Consider the following 18,345-nt stretch of genomic DNA (forward strand, 5'->3'; position numbering starts at 1 on the left):
ACTCTGCTGAATGAGCAGAGTTTCTTTGTCGAATTAACGACGGATTTCTTTGATACGAGCTGCCTTACCTTGAAGAGCACGCAAGTAGTACAATTTCGCACGACGTACTTTACCGTAACGAACAACTTCGATTTTTTCAACACGTGGAGTGTGGATTGGGAAGATACGCTCAACACCTACACCGTTAGAGATTTTACGAACTGTGTAGTTTTCTGAGATACCAGCACCTTTACGTGCGATAACAACACCTTCAAAAATCTGGATACGTTCACGGTTACCTTCGACAACTTTCGCGTGTACACGAACAGTGTCACCAGGACGGAATGATGGGATATCTGTACGAAGTTGACCTTCAGTCAAGCTTTGGATTAATGGATTCATTTTATTCTCCTATCTTTGTCAATCTTGAGGAACCTTCCTCAGCGGATAAACTGTATTTTTGTGCGTCCATTACACACAAGATACAGTTTACCAAATTTCCACAAAAAAGTAAAGAAATTTATAGCAGAATTCCCAAAAAAATCGCAACCAAACCACCTAGGTAAGTCAAAGTCAAGTAATAATAAAAGACCTTCTTATCGCTTAGCAACCTTTGTAGTTCGTCATTTAAGGTAGAAAAGGTTGTTAAACCTCCACAAAAACCCGTAGCTAAGATAGCATAGACTTCCTTGGATTCTACATGATTGTAGAATAATCCAATCAAAAAGCAACCTAAAAGATTAGCTATGAGCGTTCCGAGTGGTAATTTAGAAGCTTGATTATAGCGGGAAAAGAAATAGCGCACTAAAGCTCCGAAACCACAAGCAATTGCAAGATAGACGATTACCATTTCTTCCTCCCTAGAAAATAAGCCCAGAGTAGACCTCCACCAATACTCAAAAGCAAATACATAACTAAACTAAGATAACGCCCTGTATCCAGCAGTTTCACAGCATCAAGCATGAGACTAGAAAAGGTTGTTAAACCTCCGCAAAAACCTGTACCTAGTGCTAAAACCAATCCCTTACTAGTTCCCTTATAGACCAGATAGCCTTTTACCAGATAAACCAAGCAGAAAATTCCCAGATAGTTGACAAAGAGAGTTCCCCAAGGAAAATCTGGACTGGCTGGTAACCAAGTGGAAACCAGGTAGCGCACAAGTCCGCCCAACATGGCAGCTAGAAAAATTCCTAGCGGATAAAATTGTTCTTTTTTCATTTGATGTTTTGATCCTGATAATCACGCGAACGTTTGAGTATGTCCGAAAATATTGCGACAATAGTCTCCTGATAACTCTTGTCCTCTACACGACTCCTAACCTTTTCAAAAATAATTGCTTCTCTCTTGGTATCTAAAATCGGTTTCCCTGAAGCCTTCTTATAAGCGACAACCCCTTCAACTAAATGCATTCTTTCTTCTAACAGTTTGACAATTTGGTCGTCGATCTGATCAATTTCTTGACGAATAATATCTAAATCCATACAGTCTACTCCTTTATTTGAATTATTGTATCAAAAAGCCACCAAATAGGCTAGTAAAATCCCAACTCTCGATAAGAAAAATGCACTGATTGATTACATCAGCGCACGTTTATGCTTATCCTACTTTAGCAGCCAATTCTTCTGCGAATTGTTCCAAGCGTTCAATGTCTTCTTCCTCAGCAGAGAGATCAACTTTGACACACTCTGAACCTTTTTCTGCTCCTGTCGCTACAAAAACACGGTCAAAGTCATCGACAGCCTTACAGAATTCATCGTAGAAGGTATCTCCTGAGCCGACCACTCCGTAGATTTTACCATTCAAGTTAAGATCTGCTAGGTCTTCGTAGAAGTCCATCATCTCATCTGGCAATTCACCATCACCATAAGTATAGGTCGCAACGATAGCGATGTCTGCTTCCAAGAAGTCTGAAGCGTCAACAGTTGTACATTCGTCAACATCGACATCCAAGCCCAAGTCACGTAATTTGTCTGCTACAATATCTGCAATTTCTTCGGTATTACCGGTCATACTGGCAAATACAATTTTTGCTAATGCCATATCGTCCTCCTCAATTTATCTTTCTCCATTATATCACATCTTTTTCATTTTAAAAATAAAAATTCTTGTGCTACAATGAAATGAGAAAGAATTGAGGTTATTTATGGACATTTGCCATCAAATTTTAGAAAAAATTAAAGAATACAACACGATTATCATTCACCGTCATATGAAACCAGACCCTGATGCCTTGGGAAGTCAAGTGGGCTTGAAAGCCTTGCTGGAATATCATTTCCCTGAAAAAAACATCAAAGCCGTTGGTTTTGATGAACCAACTCTAACTTGGATGGCTGAGATGGATCTTGTTGAAGATAGTGCTTACCAAGGCGCCCTTGTTATCGTCTGTGATACGGCGAATACTGCTCGTATCGATGATAAGCGCTATAGTCAAGGTAATTTTCTCATTAAGATTGACCACCATCCAAATGATGATGTATATGGCGATCTATTTTGGGTGGACACTAGTTCAAGTAGCGCTAGTGAGATGATTACCCTATTTGCCAAAACAACCCAACTGGCCTTGTCAGATCGCGCTGCTGAGTTGCTCTTTGCAGGAATTGTTGGTGATACAGGTCGATTCCTCTACCCTTCTACCACTGCACGGACTCTTCGCCTGGCTGCCTATCTGAGAGAACATAACTTTGACTTTGCGGCTCTCACCCGCAAAATGGACACTATGAGCTACAAAATTGCAAAACTTCAAGGCTACATTTACGACCATCTGGAAGTGGATGAAAATGGTGCAGCTCGCGTTATCCTGAGTCAAGAAGTCTTGAAACAATTCAATGTTACCGATGCTGAAACTGCAGCCATTGTCGGAGCTCCTGGACGCATTGACAGTGTGAGTCTCTGGGGAATTTTTGTAGAACAGGCTGATGGCCACTACCGTGTTCGCTTACGCAGTAAAATCCATCCTATCAATGAAATTGCCAAGGAGCATGATGGTGGAGGCCACCCCCTAGCAAGTGGTGCTAATTCCTATAGCCTAGAGGAAAACGAAATCATCTACCAAAAGTTAAAAAACTTGCTTAAAAACTGATAAAATACTTGCCAAACTTTTCAGAATCTGATAGACTAGTATGGTAATAATCTATGGCTCGCAAAGAGACCATGGCAGAAAGGAACTATTGCAAAATGAAAAAAGATATCCATCCAGAATATCGCCCAGTTGTCTTTATGGACACAACTACTGGTTACCAATTCCTTAGCGGTTCAACAAAACGCTCTAACGAAACAGTTGAGTTCGAAGGCGAAACTTACCCATTGATCCGTGTGGAAATTTCATCAGACTCACACCCATTCTATACTGGACGTCAAAAGTTCACTCAAGCAGATGGACGCGTGGATCGTTTCAACAAAAAATACGGTCTCAAATAATCAACCGCATTTATTGCTTAAAAACGTTGATACAAAGCCTTTTCCAAGAAATTGGAATTGGCTTTTTTTGTTTTTAGTACCGTTTTTGGTACCGTCTTAGAAAACTAACCTTTTGCACTATCCAGGTAATCTACAAATTTTGTGATAGCTTTCTTCTCTCCTGCTACTGTAGAATGGCTATAAGTATCCAGGGTCATCTGACTACTTGCATGACCTAACCTTTTGGCTGCATTAACAGGATCTACACCCGTTTCAATCATCAAGGTAGCATGAGTATGTCTGAATCCATGAGGAGTTATCTTCTTCAAGTCATTTTTCCTGATAATGGGCTATTGATAGTGCGGCAGCTGACAACCAACTGTCCTGTTAGGTACTGCATAGCGAGGTTTTCAATCATCATTTTTTCAATTTTTCGTCCAGAGAAAATCTCTTGTGAATAGGCAATTAGAAGGCGTAGAAGTGACAATCTTCAAAGGTATTCACTACTTTTTCAATAGTAAAAACGAGATGGTCTTGTGGCAAGAAAGAACTGATTTCTAGTGATAAAGTTGTTTGATTTGTGTTATAATGAATATGCATGGGATAGCCTTTCTAAATGGTTTATTGAGCAATTCTATTTTACCAAGACTATCGCAACCATGCAAAAAAGAAACGGCAAATCCGTTGCTTTTTTGAAGATAAGAGACTATTGTCCCAATCTCTTTTTCTTGATTAAAATCTATATCTAGTATATAATCAATCTATAACGTATAGATTGGAGATATATCATGGCTATAACATTATCAAAACAATACAATTTTAAACTGAATGAAGCTACTATGGAACAAGCTCGAAATATTATCAAGGAAAAGGGAATGACAATGACAGATGCTATTTCTTTATTTGTGGAGCAAATAGTCCTGGAGCAAGATTTGCCTATTAAGACGGCCGAAGATCTACATAGAGAACAGTTGATTAAGGAATTACAAGCCCAATCTGAACGTGCCTTGAGAGAATACGAGGCAGGAGAAGGTACTTCCCTAAACAATATGAGGGTACGCTATGGCTTATAAAGTGATTGCTTCAAAAGAGGTCGAGGAAGCTATCGACAATATACACGACTATATAGCTACGGTACTTCTATCACCTCAATCTGCCAAAAATACTGTGGCTAAAATTTTAGACAGCTTAAAAAGTTTAGAAATTTTTCCTGAAGCAGGTTTTGACGCTGATGAGAAAATCGGAATAAAAATTAACAGCAAGTATCCAACACGAGGAAAAATTATTGACCAATATGTTTTGCTTTACTTCATCGATCAAAAACGAAACAATGTTTTTTTATCTCACTTATTCCACACTAAAAGTGACTATGTCACTTTGCTACAAAAAGACAATAAAAAAAGCTCAACTGATTGAGACAACTTTCATTATTTTATAAGCTCCGAAACCTTAATTTTTGGTACCTTTTTGGTACCGTCTTGGTTTAACAATACGGTATATATAATATTTTACAGCTTTATCCCCTTTAGAAACGTTGATTTAATAAGAATTTAAACACTATAGAGTATATCTTTGTAAAATTGGAATAAATCAATCAAGGAGAAGTCAAATATCACAAACACCTAAGTTAATAAAAATTATTGTTGACATTTTCTCTTATTTATCCTAAACTATAACCAAGGATAGGATGTTTGTCGGGTGACTGGTAACAGTTTGCTCAAAGGTACTTGTTTTAGGTACAGGTTAGGTACTGCCTTCAGCTTTATGCTGTAAAGAACCCGCTCCACCACTGGTCCTATTCGTTTTACTCTTGGATTATATTCAAGAGTTTTTTCTTGTCAAAAAAAAATCTCAAACACCTGAGACATCTTTCTTTATTTTATAAGCTCCGAAACCTTAATTTTTGGTACCTTTTTGGTACCGTCTTGGTTTAACAATACGGTATATATATAATATTTTACAGCTGTATCCCTTTTAGAAACGTTGATTTAATAAGGATTTAAACACTATAGAGTATATCTTTGTAAAATACGGTCTCAAATAATGATAAAAAAGAACAGTTTCGACTGTTCTTTTTTACTTCTTTTCATGAGTCAAGCACTACGATTATCACTTTATCATTCCTCAAGCTGATGCACAGACTTGATTTGAACAAGTTTAAAAAATATCGAAAAGCAGCTTGATATTGAGAATGGTCAAGATGATTGAAACTACGTAGCCAAGGATTGTATTCCACTTGGCATTGGTAAATTCTCCCATCACTGACTTCTTAGAGGTCAGATAGATTAAGGGGAAGATTGAAAACGGAAGAGCGATGGAAAGAAAGACCTGTGAATAGACCAACAACTGATCCAAGGTTTTTTCTTGATGTCCAAACAAAACAGCAACTATAATCACAGGGAGCAAGGCAACAATCCGGGTACCGATACGAATCATCCACTGAGGCAATTTCAGATGCAAGAAACCTTCCATGACAATCTGTCCTGTCAAGGTGCCTGTGATAGTAGAATTTTGTCCACTTGCTAAAAGGGCTAGAGCAAATAAAGTTGACAGAGTTGAGCTGGCTATTGCTCCTGCTATTGTCGAATCCTGTAAGGCATTGTACATTTGAGAGAATGCTGAAATTTCAGACGCATGACCAAAAAAGAGCGATGCTCCTAAAATGAGAAGCAAGGAATTGACAACAAAGGCTAGCGACAACTGAAGATTTGAGTCCCAGGTCATAAAACGCACAGCTTTTCGAACATCCTTTTTATCCTTATGGTTGATTTTCCTTGTTTGCGAAAGGGATGAATGGAGATAGAGATTATGGGGCATGACTGTCGCTCCTACAATTCCTAAAGCCAAAGTCAGTTGACTCTCATGTCCCGGCAAAGGACTCTCAAACAAAGTTGATGTCGGTAAATAGCCACCAAAGATACCCTGAATACTTGGATTAGATAAAGCCACCAGATAAGAAAATATTCCTAATATAGTTAAGATAAGGGTTGTAACAATAGCTTCAATCTTCTTGAAGCCAAATTTCATCAACAAAAGCAAAAGAAACACATCTAAAACCGTTAGGAGGATAGCCACCATAATCGGTATTTTAAACAAAAGATTCAAGGCAATCGCTGAACCCAAAACCTCAGCCAAGTCTGTCGCCATTAAAGCTAATTCTACAATCACCCACAGACTATAGCGGAGCCACTTGGGAGCATGATGAGATGTTGCCTGCGCTAGGTCCATCCTAGTCACGATACCAAGCTTTCCAGCCATTTGTTGTAACTGCATGGCAATAATGGATGAAATCAAAATAACAAATAAGAGACTATACTTGTAGGAAGCACCACCAACCACACTGGTAATCCAGTTTCCAGGATCCATGTAACCAACTGCTACAAGAGCTCCAGGCCCTAAAAATGCTTTTAGATTTTGCCAAAAATGATTATTATCCGGAGTTTCAATAGATTGATTGATCTCAGAAAGAGAGACTTTTTTGTAAGATGACATAGGAATATTCACTTTCTAATCTTGTCTTTACCTAGTTTATTAATGAAGTTTTTGAAAATACAATGAAAATAGTTTGCCTATTTCCAATTTATTCTTATTATATCACATTTTGGAACGATTCTTAAGGAAAGCATGATAGTTGAAATAAGCAACACCAGTATTGGAAAAGCCAGCGTTTTCTGACGCTGGCTTTTTAACTGTGAAAATTCTTTCTCAACTAGATTGCTTCTGTAACAAAACTACGACTTTCCAATACTTTAAGCATGGCATTAGCTGTATCTAGGGCTGTGAAGAGGGGCACTCCATGTTCAATGGCTGAACGGCGGATTTGCTCACCATCTTCATCAGCAGTTCGTTTGGTTCCAACTGTGTTAATGATAGCTTGAATTCTTCCTTTGCGAACAAAACTTGGTATATCCTTATTGTCATCACCAATCTTACCAACAGGTTGAGCTTGTAATCCATGACTGGCAAAGAAGGCAGCTGTCCCTTCCGTCGCGAGGATTCCATAGCCAATATTTTGGAAACGACGAGCCAAGTCCAAGGCTTCTTCTTTGGCATCATCAGCGATGGTAAATACAACGTTACCAAAAGTTGGCAAGTGTAAGTAAGAAGCTTCAAAGGCCTTATAGAGAGCTTTTTCCAAAGTCGTATCAGAACCCATAACTTCCCCTGTTGACTTCATTTCAGGACCAAGTAAGCTGTCTACCTTAGCTAATTTGGTAAAGGAGAAGACAGGTGCCTTGATATGAACACGGGTGCTTTCAGGGTAAAGTCCATCTTGGTAGCCAAGTTCTTCAAGTTTTTGACCAAGAATGAGCTTGGTTGCTACTTGAGCCATAGGGATATTGGTCACTTTAGAAAGAAATGGAACCGTACGGCTGGCACGTGGATTGACCTCGATAACATAGACTTTTTCATCCTTGATAACAAACTGGATGTTCATCATTCCAAGGCAGTTAAGACCGATTGCTAGGCGTTTAGTATAGTCTGCGATTGTTTCTTGCACCTTTTGCGACAAGGTTTGTGGTGGATAAACGGCCATAGAGTCACCTGAGTGGACACCTGCACGTTCGATATGCTCCATGATACCAGGGATAAGGACATTTTCTCCGTCTGAAATGGCATCAACTTCGCACTCTTGCCCAACGATGTATGAGTCAACAAGAACTGGGTGGTCTGGACTAGCCTTAACCGCTGTTCGCATGTAAGAACGAAGGTCTTCCTCATTTTCCACGATTTCCATGGCACGTCCACCCAAGACATAAGATGGGCGAACAAGGACTGGGAAGCCAATCTTGCGAGCTGCAAGAACTGCTTCTTCTTCATTGGTAGCCGTTTGTCCTGGTGGCTGTGGAATGTCCAAGTCTTTTAGAGCTTGCTCGAAGAGGTCACGGTCTTCGGCACGGTCTAGGTCAGCAACCTGTGTCCCAAGGATGGTCACACCTGCTTTTGCCAATGGCTCCGCAAGGTTGATGGCTGTTTGACCACCGAACTGAACGATAACACCTTTTGGTTGCTCCAAGTCAATGACGTTCAAAACATCTTCGAATGTCAATGGCTCAAAGTAAAGTTTATCTGATACAGAGAAATCTGTAGAAACAGTCTCTGGATTTGAGTTCATGATGATAGCTTCATAGCCAGCAGCCTGGATAGCCTTAACCGAGTGAACAGTTGCGTAGTCAAACTCAACCCCTTGACCGATACGGATTGGACCAGAACCCAGAACTAGAACGGATTCCTTATCAGACTTGATAGACTCATTTTCCCAACCATAGGTTGAATAGAAGTATGGTGTTTCAGAGTCAAACTCTGCCGCACAGGTATCAACCATCTTGTAGACTGGGACAATCTTGTTTTCCAAACGAAGTTGACGAACTTGGTCAGCTGTTGTTTCCCAGAGTTCAGCAATCTTACGGTCTGAAAATCCATTAAGTTTGGCAGTTTTCAAAACGTCTAGATCTTGTGGATGAGCGCCCAATTCTTGCTCAATTTCAAAGATGTGCAAGAGTTTATCAAGATAGAAGATATCAATCTTAGTCAATTCAGCAATTTCTTCTGGTGTGTAGCCACGGCGAATGGCTTCTGACACATAGAAGAGACGGTCATCTTGGGCTTTGACAACCTTTTCAATCAAGGCATCATCAGAAACTGCTGCAAGTTCAGGCATTTCATTGTGGTGCACCCCAATTTCAAGGGAGCGGCAAGCCTTAAGAAGAGATTCCTCGATGTTACGACCAATCGCCATGACTTCTCCAGTCGCCTTCATTTGAGTACCGAGACGGCGCTCACCCTTTTCAAACTTGTCAAATGGGAAACGTGGAATCTTGGCAACTACGTAGTCAAGGGCAGGCTCAAACATGGCATAGGTTGAACCTGTAACTGGGTTGATAACCTCGTCCAAGGTCAAGCCAACTGCAATCTTGGCAGCCAATTTTGCAATCGGATATCCTGTCGCTTTAGAGGCAAGGGCTGAAGAACGCGATACACGAGGGTTTACTTCGATAACATAGTACTTAAAACTGTGTGGGTCAAGGGCCAGCTGAACATTACATCCACCTTCAATCTTAAGGGCACGAATAATGCTCAAGCTTGCGTCACGAAGCATTTGGTTTTCATAGTCTGACATGGTTTGGGCAGGGGCAAAGACAATGGAATCCCCTGTGTGAATCCCAACCGGGTCAAAGTTTTCCATGTTACAAACAACCAAAGCATTGTCAGCTGAGTCACGCATCACTTCGTATTCGATTTCCTTGAAACCTGCAATAGAACGCTCAATCAAACATTGGGTAACAGGTGACAATTTTAATCCATTTTCAGCGATTTCACGCAATTCTTCCTCATTGGCACACATACCACCACCAGTACCTCCTAGGGTAAAGGCTGGACGGACGATGACTGGGTAACCAATTGTTGCTGCAAAGGCAACAGCTTCTTCGACTGTGTTGACAATTTCAGATTCTGGAATTGGTTGGTTGAGCTCTTCCATTAATTGTTTAAAGAGGTCACGGTCCTCCGCTTGGTCAATGGCAGATAATTTGGTACCCAGAAGTTCAACCCCAAGCTCATCGAGGATACCATTTTTAGACAATTCCATGGCCATATTGAGACCAGTTTGTCCACCAAGGGTTGGCAGCAAGGCGTCGGGACGCTCCTTACGGAGAATACGTGTCACAAACTCAAGTGTAATCGGCTCAATATAAACCTTATCAGCAATTTCCTTGTCCGTCATAATAGTTGCAGGGTTTGAGTTCACCAAGACAACTTCATAACCTTCCTCTTTCAAAGACAAGCAAGCCTGGGTCCCAGCGTAGTCAAACTCAGCAGCCTGACCAATAATAATCGGACCAGAACCAATCACCATAATTTTTTGAATATCAGTACGTTTAGGCATAGTTTATGATACAAAGCCCGTAAAGAAGACAGTGAAAATAGGAAACTCGATGCAGACGCCTTCAGCGTCAAGACGATGTTTATCTTTTTCACACAGTTCTTAGGGCGTGTTCACTTCCGCGAACAATGTATCTTCTCCTTTCTATTCGGCAACTCTCGGGTTGCCATTAAATAAATTCTCCGACGAGCTTTTACTCGTTCTTAGTTTGATTGTTTAAAAGCTTCCATCATCTCGATAAACTCGTCAAATAGGTAGCTAGCGTCGTGTGGACCAGGGGCTGCATCTGGATGGTATTGAACAGAGAAAGCAGGCTGGTATCTGTGACGTACACCTTCAACTGACTTGTCATTGATTTCTTCGTGGGTGATAATCAAATGCTCTGGCAAATCTTCACGACTAACTGCATAACCATGGTTCTGGCTGGTAAAATCTACACGTCCTGTTGCAATTTCACGTACTGCATGGTTAAAGCCACGATGACCAAATTTCATCTTATAAGTCTTAGCCCCGTTTGCCATAGCAAAGAGTTGGTGTCCCATACAAATACCAAAGATTGGAATTTTTCCTTGCACACCACGAATCATATCCAGTGCTTGTGGAACATCTTCTGGGTTACCTGGACCGTTTGACAACATAACTCCGTCAGGATTGAGATGGAGAATTTCTTCAGCCGTTGTCGAATAAGGAACAACCGTCACGTTACAGTTACGTTTAGAAAGTTCACGTAAGATTGAGTGCTTGAGACCAAAGTCCACTAGCACTACACTCAAACCAACTCCCGGAGCTGGATAGGATGTTTTAGTAGAAACCTGTTTGATATTATCTGTCGGCAAGACTGTTGCTTGGAGCTGGTCAGTCACATGATCCATGCTGTCCCCAACATGGGTCAAGGTTGCACGCATGGTACCATGCTTACGAATAATCTTGGTAAGTGCACGCGTATCAATCCCTGAAATACCAGGAATTTTCTTGGCTTTCAAAAATTCATCCAAGGTCATTTGGTTGCGCCAGTTGCTTGCTCTACGTGCTTCTTCGAAAACGACAACTCCCTTACAAGTTGGAATAATGGATTCGTAATCATCACGGTTAATTCCATAATTTCCTACCAAAGGATAAGTAAAGGTCAAGATTTGTCCATTATAAGACTGGTCTGTAATGGATTCTTGGTAACCAGTCATTCCTGTATTAAAAACAATTTCGCCTGTTACATCAATATCTGCTCCGAAGGCCTTACCTTCAAAAACTGTGCCATCTTCTAGTACTAGAAGTCTTTTTGTCATATTTTCACCTCTCGTGGACGCTCACTGGCGTCTTTTAACGTCTTGTGTTTTAGTTGGCGTTTCTACTCGCCAGTACGGATTCTAAGATTGCCATTCGAACAAAGACACCATTGGTCATTTGTTGGACAATCCGTGATTTTGGTGCTTCAACCAAGTGATCTGCTATTTCTACATCACGGTTCACTGGGGCTGGGTGCATGAGGATCGCTGTTTCTTTCAAACGGTCATAACGTTCTTGAGTCAAGCCATGTTGGGCATGGTAGTCTTCTTTTGAAAAGACAGCTCCACTTTCATGTCGTTCATGTTGCACACGAAGAAACATCATGACATCCACCTGATCAATGATTTCATCAATGGTTACAAACTGTCCATAGTCTGCAAACTCTTGACTTCTCCATTCCTCAGGTCCAGCAAAGAAAAGTTCAGCTCCTAAGCGTTTCAAAATCTGCATATTGGATTTGGCAACGCGCGAGTGGTCCAAGTCACCTGCAATAGCAACCTTGAGACCCTCAAAGTGACCAAATTCCTCATAAATGGTCATCAAATCAAGCAAGCTCTGGCTAGGGTGTTGTCCCGAACCATCTCCACCATTGATAATAGAAGTCGTAATCGTCGGACTAGCAATCAACTCTCTGTAGTAGTCAACCTCAGGGTGGCGAATCACACAGACGTCCACTCCTAAAGCGGACAGAGTCAAAATGGTATCATAAAGTGTCTCACCCTTATTAACCGAACTAGTCTTCACATCAAAGTCAAGTCGTTCCAGCCCCAGTTTAATCTCTGCCACTTCGAAGGACTTATGCGTCCGTGTAGAATCCTCAAAGAAAAGATTGGAAACAATCGGATGATCCTCATAGGGAAGCTGAGCTCCGTTTTTAAACTCAATTCCTCGCTTGATCAATTTCATGACTTGATCGACAGTGAGGTCTTCCATGGACACCACATGGTTCAATGCTTGTTGATTTTCTGACATGGCTACTCCTTTAGCTTTCTAAGCTTCTTCAGTAATCAGAACTCTGTCTTGGCCATCAAGTTCTGCCATCTCTACGATGATTTCTTCAGAACGACTGGTTGGGATGTTTTTTCCAACGTAATCTGGACGGATTGGCAATTCTCTATGTCCACGATCGACTAGAACAGCTAAACTCACGCGCGCAGGACGACCATGACCTACAATATTATCAATAGCAGCGCGGATGGTACGGCCTGTATAAAGTACATCGTCCACCAAGATAACTTCACGGTCTGTCACATCAACAGAAACTAAAGAAGTATCTTCTCCGCTTTTAACATCATCACGGAAAGGTTTAGTATCCAATTCCACAACTGGAACTGAAAGATTTTCTAGCTGCTCCAAACGTTCTTGGATTCGGTGGGCGATAAAGACACCACGAGTTTTAATACCAGCCAAGACGATTTTATTCAAATCTTTGTTGCGCTCGATAATCTCATAAGTAATACGCGTAATCGCTCGTTTGACGGTCAATTCGTCTACAACTTCTTTTGTCTTCATGACAAACCTCCAAAAAGAAAAGTCTCCTTAAACAAGGAGACTTGAAATATATAGCCAAGCGAGCCTACTGCAAACAGTATAGACTTCACCCTTCTACTTTATCGCGCTCCTTGCCTGCCTCACGGGACAGGTTTAAAGGAATATTTAATTATCAATTACTATAGCACAAAGCGGGCCTAAAATCAAGCAAAAACTTTTGATGATCCATCTTATAAATTGCTAAAATCATATAACTGTGGGTACTGATCACACTCTGGATTTTTAGGATGACAAATGGCTCGTCCAAAATAAATCATGGCCTGATGGGCTGCTAACCACTGCTCCGGTGGTAAGATATCCATGACCCGCTTTTCCACCTCAAGTGGTGTCGCTGACTTTTTGACGATATCGTGGTGTTTACATATACGCTCTACATGAGTATCCACTGCAAAAGCTGGAATTCCAAACCCCACACTCATGACAACATTAGCTGTCTTGCGACCAACACCTGCCAAACTCTCCAATTCTTCACGAGTCTGAGGCACTTGACCGTCAAAATCGTCTAGTAACTGTTGGGCACATTTTTTTAGGAATTTAGCCTTATTTCGATACAGTCCCAAGCGAGAAATGTGTGAAGCAATCTCACTCTCTGTTGCAACAGACATGGCTTGTGGGGTTGGAAAGGCAGCGAAGAGACCTGGTGTGGCCTTATTTACCGCTGCATCCGTCGTCTGGGCTGACAACATGACCGCAACCAGTAGCTCAAAATGATTGGTGAAATCAAGACTAGGCTTAGCATCTGGGAAGAGAGCAATGATTTCTTCTAGCACCTTTCGTGCTCGTTTTTTTGACAAGACCATTATTCGTCTCCGTCAAATAGTCCTTGCAAGCCAGCAAAAGGACTGTTTTCTTCTTTCTTAACTGCTTGTTGAGCTTGGTATTCTTCCTCTGTCATGATTTGCCAGTCATTTCCTGAAACAAATCCTTGGCCAGCCTCTTCTTCAGCCGTCAAAACCTTGATAGGGATATTAAGCAGAATATTATCTGACACGCTCTCAGCAAGGTCTAGTTCTCCATTTTCAATAGGCAAGACCAAATCGTCATCTAGAACTTCTTGATCTAGCTGGTTGGTTGCGCCTTCCATGAAAACTTCTGTGACTGGATAAGATTCAGCTAACTCAACTGGTTCCATACTTCGACTTGAAGCAAGGACAATGGTATAAGACAACTGATAATCTAAGAAATACATACGGTCTTCGTATTGTACTTTCCCAACCGCAAGGATATCTCTCACATCTAAAATTTCTTGATTGCGTGCACGCAGGTCTGCGGCTAGGTCTAACGTTTGTTCAAAATGCAAGCCTTCAGACTGCTTACGAATTTCTTGAATATTTAATTTCATACTTCCTCCATAAAGATTTACTCTCTTGATTATACCATGAACAGGCTACAAATCAGCACAGCAAACTTTGTAATTAAATTTCGATTTTTTAACATATTTACTATGACATTTTTGTTTTTTAGTGCTATACTATAGGCAATAATACATCAGAGCAAGGAGGATGTTCACATGGAAGACAAAGAACTCATTACTAATGCAACCCAACTCCTATCCGAGTTAAATAAAAGTTTCCAAAGCTGCAAACAGGGTAGGGCAGATGATATTCGACTGCAAGAGCTGCTAAATACTACTCTGCAAGAGCTCAAAAAAACGGAAAAGTTGAACAACAGTATCTTAATCGATCTTGAGAAATTTTACCAACGTACCAGTCTTCTGATTGGTCTCGGTAGCCTAAAACTAAACGATCAAGCACGTACCGCTTGGCGCAACTATGACAAGTTCCATTACGAGCATGTCAAACACGTGCTAACTCTCTATGGACCTGTTTTCGGGTTTTAGAGATTAGATTTGTTAGTTTTCTGTTGACAAAATTTCCTAAAAGGTATAGGATAAAGGTACTAATACTCGGAGGTAAGGGAGACATGAACAACTAAGTCTATCAAATAAAGAAACTTTATTTAGTAGATCTTGTTTTTGTCTCTTTTTGTGTGCTCTTTTATGCTCTTTTTCTGGCATTTTATACTCAATGAAAATCAAAGAGCAAACTAGGAAGCTAGCCGCAAGCTGTACTTGAGTACGGTAAGGCGACGCTGACGTGGTTTGAAGGGATTTTCGAAGAGTATTAATAGAGTTTTTTTGACATAGACTTTGGCTCTACTAGGTAAAGTAGAGCTTTTTGTTATGCACTATTGACATTCTAGAAAGGGTAATCATATGATAAAAATCAATCACCTGACCATCACACAAAACAAAGATTTACGAGACCTTGTCTCTGACTTAAACATGACCATACAAAACGGAGAAAAGGTAGCTATTATTGGCGAAGAAGGAAATGGCAAATCAACCTTGCTTAAAACTTTAATGGGGAAAGCTTTACCTGATTTCACTATCAAGGGAGACATCCAGTCTGACCATCAATCACTAGCATACATTCCTCAAAAACTCCCCGAGGAGCTGAAAAAGAAAACTCTACACGACTACTTCTTTTTAGATTCTATTGATTTAGACTACAGTATCCTCTATCGTTTGGCTGAAGAATTGCATTTTGATGGCGACCGTTTCGCTAGTGACCAAGAGATCGGGAGCCTCTCGGGTGGCGAAACTTTGAAAATTCAGCTCATCTATGAGTTAGCCAAACCCTTTGAGATTCTATTTTTAGATGAACCTTCAAATGACCTAGACCTTGAGACGGTTGATTGGCTAAAAAGACAGATACAGAAGATGAGGCAAACCGTTATTTTCATTTCCCATGATGAAGACTTTCTTTCTGAAACGGCAGACACTATTGTTCACTTGCGACTGGTCAAGCACCGTAAAGAAGCAGAAACGCTAGCAGAGCATTTAGACTATGATAGCTATAGCGACCAGAGAAAGGCTAATTTTACCAAACAAAGCAAGCAAGCTGCTAACGACCAAAGAGCCTACGATAAAATCATGGAAAAACATCGGCGAGTCAAGCAAAATGTAGAAACTGCGCTTCGAGCTACCAAAGACAGTACTGCCGGTCGCCTATTGGCTAAAAAGATGAAAAATGTCCTCTCTCAAGAAAAACGCTTTGAAAAGACAGCTCAGTCCATGACCCAAAAACCACTTGAAGAGGAAGAAATCAGACTTTTCTTCTCAGACATCCAACCATTACCGGCTTCTAAAGTCTTAATCCAATTGGAAAAAGAAAATTTATCCATTGGCGACCGAGTTTTGTCTCAGGAACTACAACTAACTGTCCGTGGACAAGAAAAAATCGGTATCATCGGCCCAAATGGTATTGGGAAATCAACTCTGTTAGGCAAATTACAGCAACTTCTTAAGGACAAAAGAGAGATTTCACTTGGTTTTATGCCACAAGATTACCACAAAAAACTGCAATTGGATTTATCCCCAATCGCCTATCTCAGCAAAACTGGGGAAAAAGAGGAACTGCAGAAAATCCAATCTCACTTAGCCAGTCTCAATTTCAGTTATCCAGAAATGCAGCATCAAATTCACTCCTTATCTGGCGGACAACAAGGCAAACTCCTGCTTTTGGATTTAGTCTTGCGCAAACCAAACTTTCTCCTTCTGGACGAACCCACACGAAACTTTTCTCCCACTTCTCAACCTGAAATCAGAAAACTCTTTGCAACATATCCAGGCGGTATCATCACTGTTTCGCATGACCGTCGTTTCTTAAAAGAGGTCTGTTCGACCATCTATCGCTTAACAGAACACGGTTTGGAGCTAGTTAATTTAGAAGATTTATAAATTTGCAACATAGCAAAAATCCAGAGACGACCTCTGGATTCTTTTTTACATATGTTTTAAACGTTCAATCCGTTCTGAGATAGGTGGGTGGGTATAAAAGAGTTTTTGGAACCCTCCACCTTTCTTGGGATCATTGATATAAAGTGCACTGCTGGCATCATCGACAGGACGACTCATCGGTTTACTGTTGTCTAACTTGCGTAGAGCATTAATCATCCCTTGAGGATTACGAGTCAACTCGACACTGGAAGCATCAGCTAGGAATTCCCTCTGACGAGAAATAGCTAGTTGTACCAAGGTTGCAGCAAGAGGTGCCAGCACAATAGCTAGTAGAGAAACTACGAGCATAATGATTTCTAAGCCATTTCCATCTCGGTCATCATCACTTCGTCTGCGACCTGCTCCACCCCACCACATCATACGACCTGCCATACTAGAAAGCATGGTGATAGCACTAGCAAGTGCAACAGCAATAGTCGAAATACGGATATCGTAATTACGAATATGACTAACTTCATGTCCCATAACAGCTTCTAGCTCCTCGCGATTCATGATAGCTAAGAGACCTGAAGTCGCAGCAACCGCCGCATTTTGAGGGTTAGAACCTGTCGCAAAGGCATTTAAGGCTGGATCATCAATGATGAAAACACGGGGCATAGGAATCTGAGCGACCATAGCCATATCTTCCACTACATGGTAGAGGTCTGGTGCCGTTTGCTCATCCACCTCACGTGCTCCATTCATGGACATGACAATCTCTGTTGATTGAAAAATCATGGACAAGGCATAGATAAGGCCAATAATCAGTGCGATAATCAAACCACCAAGCCCAGACCGCATAAAGAGGTAACCAACCGCATAGCCAACAAGAGCTAAGAGTAGGAAAAATACCAGCAACAAAATCCACGTTTTTCGTTTATTGCTTGCAATTTGATCAAACAGCATCTTAGTCACCTAAACCGCTAAAATCAACTTTAGGTACTGCCTTTTCCTCTTCTGGTGTTTGAAGGAAATCTGCTGCTTTAAATCCAAACATTCCAGCGATAATATTGCTTGGGAAAGTTTCCAATTTTACATTGTAGTTGCTGACAACACTGTTGTAAAGTTGACGAGAGTAAGAAATCTTATTTTCTGTATTGGTCAACTCCTCTTGCAATTTAACAAAGTTGGCACTGGCTTTCAAATCTGGATAACTTTCTGCAACTGCAAAAATACCTGAAACCTGACGAGTAAGGGCATCACTAGCTTTCATAGCTTCTGCTGGTGAAGTCGCTGCAGCCACTTGGTTACGAAGTTCTGCCACCTTTTCAAGGGTAGAACCTTCATATTTGGCATAACCTTTTACAGTCTCAATCAAGTTTGGCAAGAGGTCATTTCGACGTTTCAATTGAACATCAATCTGACTCCAAGCCTCCTTTGTTTGCATACGATTCTTAACCAAACCATTATAGCTAACAATCACAAAAATAACAATAAGAGCTAAAACTCCAAGAATAATCCAAGTCATTAT

At 40.9% G+C, this 18,345-nt stretch carries 20 protein-coding genes and 2 pseudogenes; 6 read left to right on the forward strand and 16 right to left on the reverse strand.

Features of this window, described 5'->3' with window-relative positions; all coding sequences use genetic code 11:
- Positions 1 to 33: 33 nt before the first annotated feature.
- From rplS to N8M95_RS02630, 5 genes are all read right to left on the reverse strand, one after another.
- Positions 34 to 381, reverse strand: coding sequence for a 50S ribosomal protein L19 (gene rplS, locus N8M95_RS02610; RefSeq protein ID WP_001068669.1), 348 nt, complete (start codon positions 379 to 381; stop codon positions 34 to 36).
- Between the two features lie 118 nt (positions 382 to 499).
- Positions 500 to 829 (reverse strand): fluoride efflux transporter CrcB, encoded by a 330-nt coding sequence (crcB, locus tag N8M95_RS02615; protein ID WP_261116553.1) that lies wholly within the window; start codon positions 827 to 829, stop codon positions 500 to 502.
- Entirely contained in the window at positions 823 to 1,197 is a 375-nt protein-coding gene (gene crcB / locus N8M95_RS02620; protein WP_261116554.1) for a fluoride efflux transporter CrcB, read from the reverse strand. The genes crcB (N8M95_RS02615) and crcB (N8M95_RS02620) overlap by 7 nt, the downstream gene beginning before the upstream one ends.
- Positions 1,194 to 1,460 carry a chorismate mutase gene (locus tag N8M95_RS02625; protein ID WP_261116555.1) on the reverse strand — a complete coding sequence of 89 codons (267 nt, stop codon included), beginning with the start codon at positions 1,458 to 1,460 and terminating at the stop codon, positions 1,194 to 1,196. The genes crcB (N8M95_RS02620) and N8M95_RS02625 overlap by 4 nt, the downstream gene beginning before the upstream one ends.
- Positions 1,461 to 1,575: 115 nt before the next feature.
- Entirely contained in the window at positions 1,576 to 2,019 is a 444-nt protein-coding gene (locus tag N8M95_RS02630; RefSeq protein ID WP_001162125.1) for a flavodoxin, read from the reverse strand.
- A 103-nt stretch (positions 2,020 to 2,122) separates the two neighbouring features.
- On the opposite strand from N8M95_RS02630, the gene N8M95_RS02635 reads away from it, so the two are divergent.
- Positions 2,123 to 3,058, forward strand: a complete 936-nt coding sequence (locus N8M95_RS02635; RefSeq protein ID WP_261116556.1) for a DHH family phosphoesterase — start codon at positions 2,123 to 2,125, stop codon at positions 3,056 to 3,058.
- 95 nt (positions 3,059 to 3,153) lie between these two features.
- A complete protein-coding gene (locus N8M95_RS02640; protein WP_000710764.1) occupies positions 3,154 to 3,396 on the forward strand; it encodes a type B 50S ribosomal protein L31 in 243 nt (80 codons plus the stop codon).
- Between the two features lie 104 nt (positions 3,397 to 3,500).
- On the opposite strand, the pseudogene N8M95_RS02645 reads toward N8M95_RS02640, so the two are convergent.
- Both N8M95_RS02645 and N8M95_RS09370 read right to left on the reverse strand, forming a co-directional pair.
- A pseudogene (locus N8M95_RS02645) lies at positions 3,501 to 3,722 on the reverse strand (tyrosine-type recombinase/integrase); the annotation flags it as partial.
- Positions 3,723 to 3,727: 5 nt separating this feature from the next.
- A pseudogene (locus tag N8M95_RS09370) lies at positions 3,728 to 3,975 on the reverse strand (transposase); the annotation flags it as partial.
- A 188-nt stretch (positions 3,976 to 4,163) separates the two neighbouring features.
- On the opposite strand from N8M95_RS09370, the gene relB reads away from it, so the two are divergent.
- Together relB and N8M95_RS02655 are read left to right on the forward strand one after the other, a co-directional pair.
- Complete coding sequence (gene relB, locus N8M95_RS02650; RefSeq protein WP_049487667.1) at positions 4,164 to 4,448, forward strand: type II toxin-antitoxin system RelB/ParD family antitoxin; 285 nt, start codon at positions 4,164 to 4,166, stop codon at positions 4,446 to 4,448.
- A complete protein-coding gene (locus N8M95_RS02655; RefSeq protein ID WP_064276861.1) occupies positions 4,438 to 4,791 on the forward strand; it encodes a type II toxin-antitoxin system RelE/ParE family toxin in 354 nt (117 codons plus the stop codon). The genes relB and N8M95_RS02655 overlap by 11 nt, the downstream gene beginning before the upstream one ends.
- 741 nt (positions 4,792 to 5,532) lie before the next feature.
- Here N8M95_RS02655 and N8M95_RS02660 read toward each other — a convergent pair.
- From N8M95_RS02660 to N8M95_RS02690, 7 genes are all read right to left on the reverse strand, one after another.
- Complete coding sequence (locus N8M95_RS02660) at positions 5,533 to 6,867, reverse strand: Nramp family divalent metal transporter (RefSeq protein ID WP_247932715.1); 1,335 nt, start codon at positions 6,865 to 6,867, stop codon at positions 5,533 to 5,535.
- Between the two features lie 217 nt (positions 6,868 to 7,084).
- The gene (carB, locus tag N8M95_RS02665) at positions 7,085 to 10,261 is read right to left on the reverse strand and encodes a carbamoyl-phosphate synthase large subunit (RefSeq protein ID WP_261116557.1); all 3,177 of its coding nucleotides are present in this window, start codon (positions 10,259 to 10,261) and stop codon (positions 7,085 to 7,087) included.
- Positions 10,262 to 10,461: 200 nt separating this feature from the next.
- Complete coding sequence (locus N8M95_RS02670) at positions 10,462 to 11,541, reverse strand: carbamoyl phosphate synthase small subunit (protein ID WP_000166853.1); 1,080 nt, start codon at positions 11,539 to 11,541, stop codon at positions 10,462 to 10,464.
- Positions 11,542 to 11,590: 49 nt separating this feature from the next.
- Complete coding sequence (locus tag N8M95_RS02675; RefSeq protein WP_020902335.1) at positions 11,591 to 12,514, reverse strand: aspartate carbamoyltransferase catalytic subunit; 924 nt, start codon at positions 12,512 to 12,514, stop codon at positions 11,591 to 11,593.
- An 18-nt stretch (positions 12,515 to 12,532) separates the two neighbouring features.
- Positions 12,533 to 13,054, reverse strand: coding sequence for a bifunctional pyr operon transcriptional regulator/uracil phosphoribosyltransferase PyrR (gene pyrR / locus N8M95_RS02680; protein WP_000850023.1), 522 nt, complete (start codon positions 13,052 to 13,054; stop codon positions 12,533 to 12,535).
- Positions 13,055 to 13,263: 209 nt separating this feature from the next.
- Positions 13,264 to 13,893 carry an endonuclease III gene (gene nth / locus N8M95_RS02685; RefSeq protein WP_000244443.1) on the reverse strand — a complete coding sequence of 210 codons (630 nt, stop codon included), beginning with the start codon at positions 13,891 to 13,893 and terminating at the stop codon, positions 13,264 to 13,266.
- Positions 13,893 to 14,435 carry a YceD family protein gene (locus N8M95_RS02690; RefSeq protein ID WP_261116558.1) on the reverse strand — a complete coding sequence of 181 codons (543 nt, stop codon included), beginning with the start codon at positions 14,433 to 14,435 and terminating at the stop codon, positions 13,893 to 13,895. The genes nth and N8M95_RS02690 overlap by 1 nt, the downstream gene beginning before the upstream one ends.
- 168 nt (positions 14,436 to 14,603) lie before the next feature.
- Here N8M95_RS02690 and N8M95_RS02695 point away from each other — a divergent pair, with 168 nt between their 5' ends.
- Both N8M95_RS02695 and N8M95_RS02700 read left to right on the forward strand, forming a co-directional pair.
- Positions 14,604 to 14,933 (forward strand): helicase BlpT, encoded by a 330-nt coding sequence (locus tag N8M95_RS02695; RefSeq protein ID WP_261116559.1) that lies wholly within the window; start codon positions 14,604 to 14,606, stop codon positions 14,931 to 14,933.
- A gap of 375 nt (positions 14,934 to 15,308) precedes the next feature.
- Positions 15,309 to 16,835 carry an ATP-binding cassette domain-containing protein gene (locus N8M95_RS02700; RefSeq protein WP_261116560.1) on the forward strand — a complete coding sequence of 509 codons (1,527 nt, stop codon included), beginning with the start codon at positions 15,309 to 15,311 and terminating at the stop codon, positions 16,833 to 16,835.
- 45 nt (positions 16,836 to 16,880) lie between these two features.
- Here N8M95_RS02700 and htpX read toward each other — a convergent pair whose 3' ends face one another.
- A complete protein-coding gene (htpX, locus tag N8M95_RS02705; RefSeq protein ID WP_261116561.1) occupies positions 16,881 to 17,780 on the reverse strand; it encodes a zinc metalloprotease HtpX in 900 nt (299 codons plus the stop codon).
- A 1-nt stretch (position 17,781) separates the two neighbouring features.
- Positions 17,782 to 18,342, reverse strand: a complete 561-nt coding sequence (locus N8M95_RS02710; protein WP_000219833.1) for a LemA family protein — start codon at positions 18,340 to 18,342, stop codon at positions 17,782 to 17,784.
- Positions 18,343 to 18,345 lie beyond the last annotated feature (3 nt).

This window comes from Streptococcus mitis, from assembly GCF_946190325.1.
Classification (GTDB): Bacteria; Bacillota; Bacilli; order Lactobacillales; family Streptococcaceae; genus Streptococcus; species Streptococcus mitis_CF.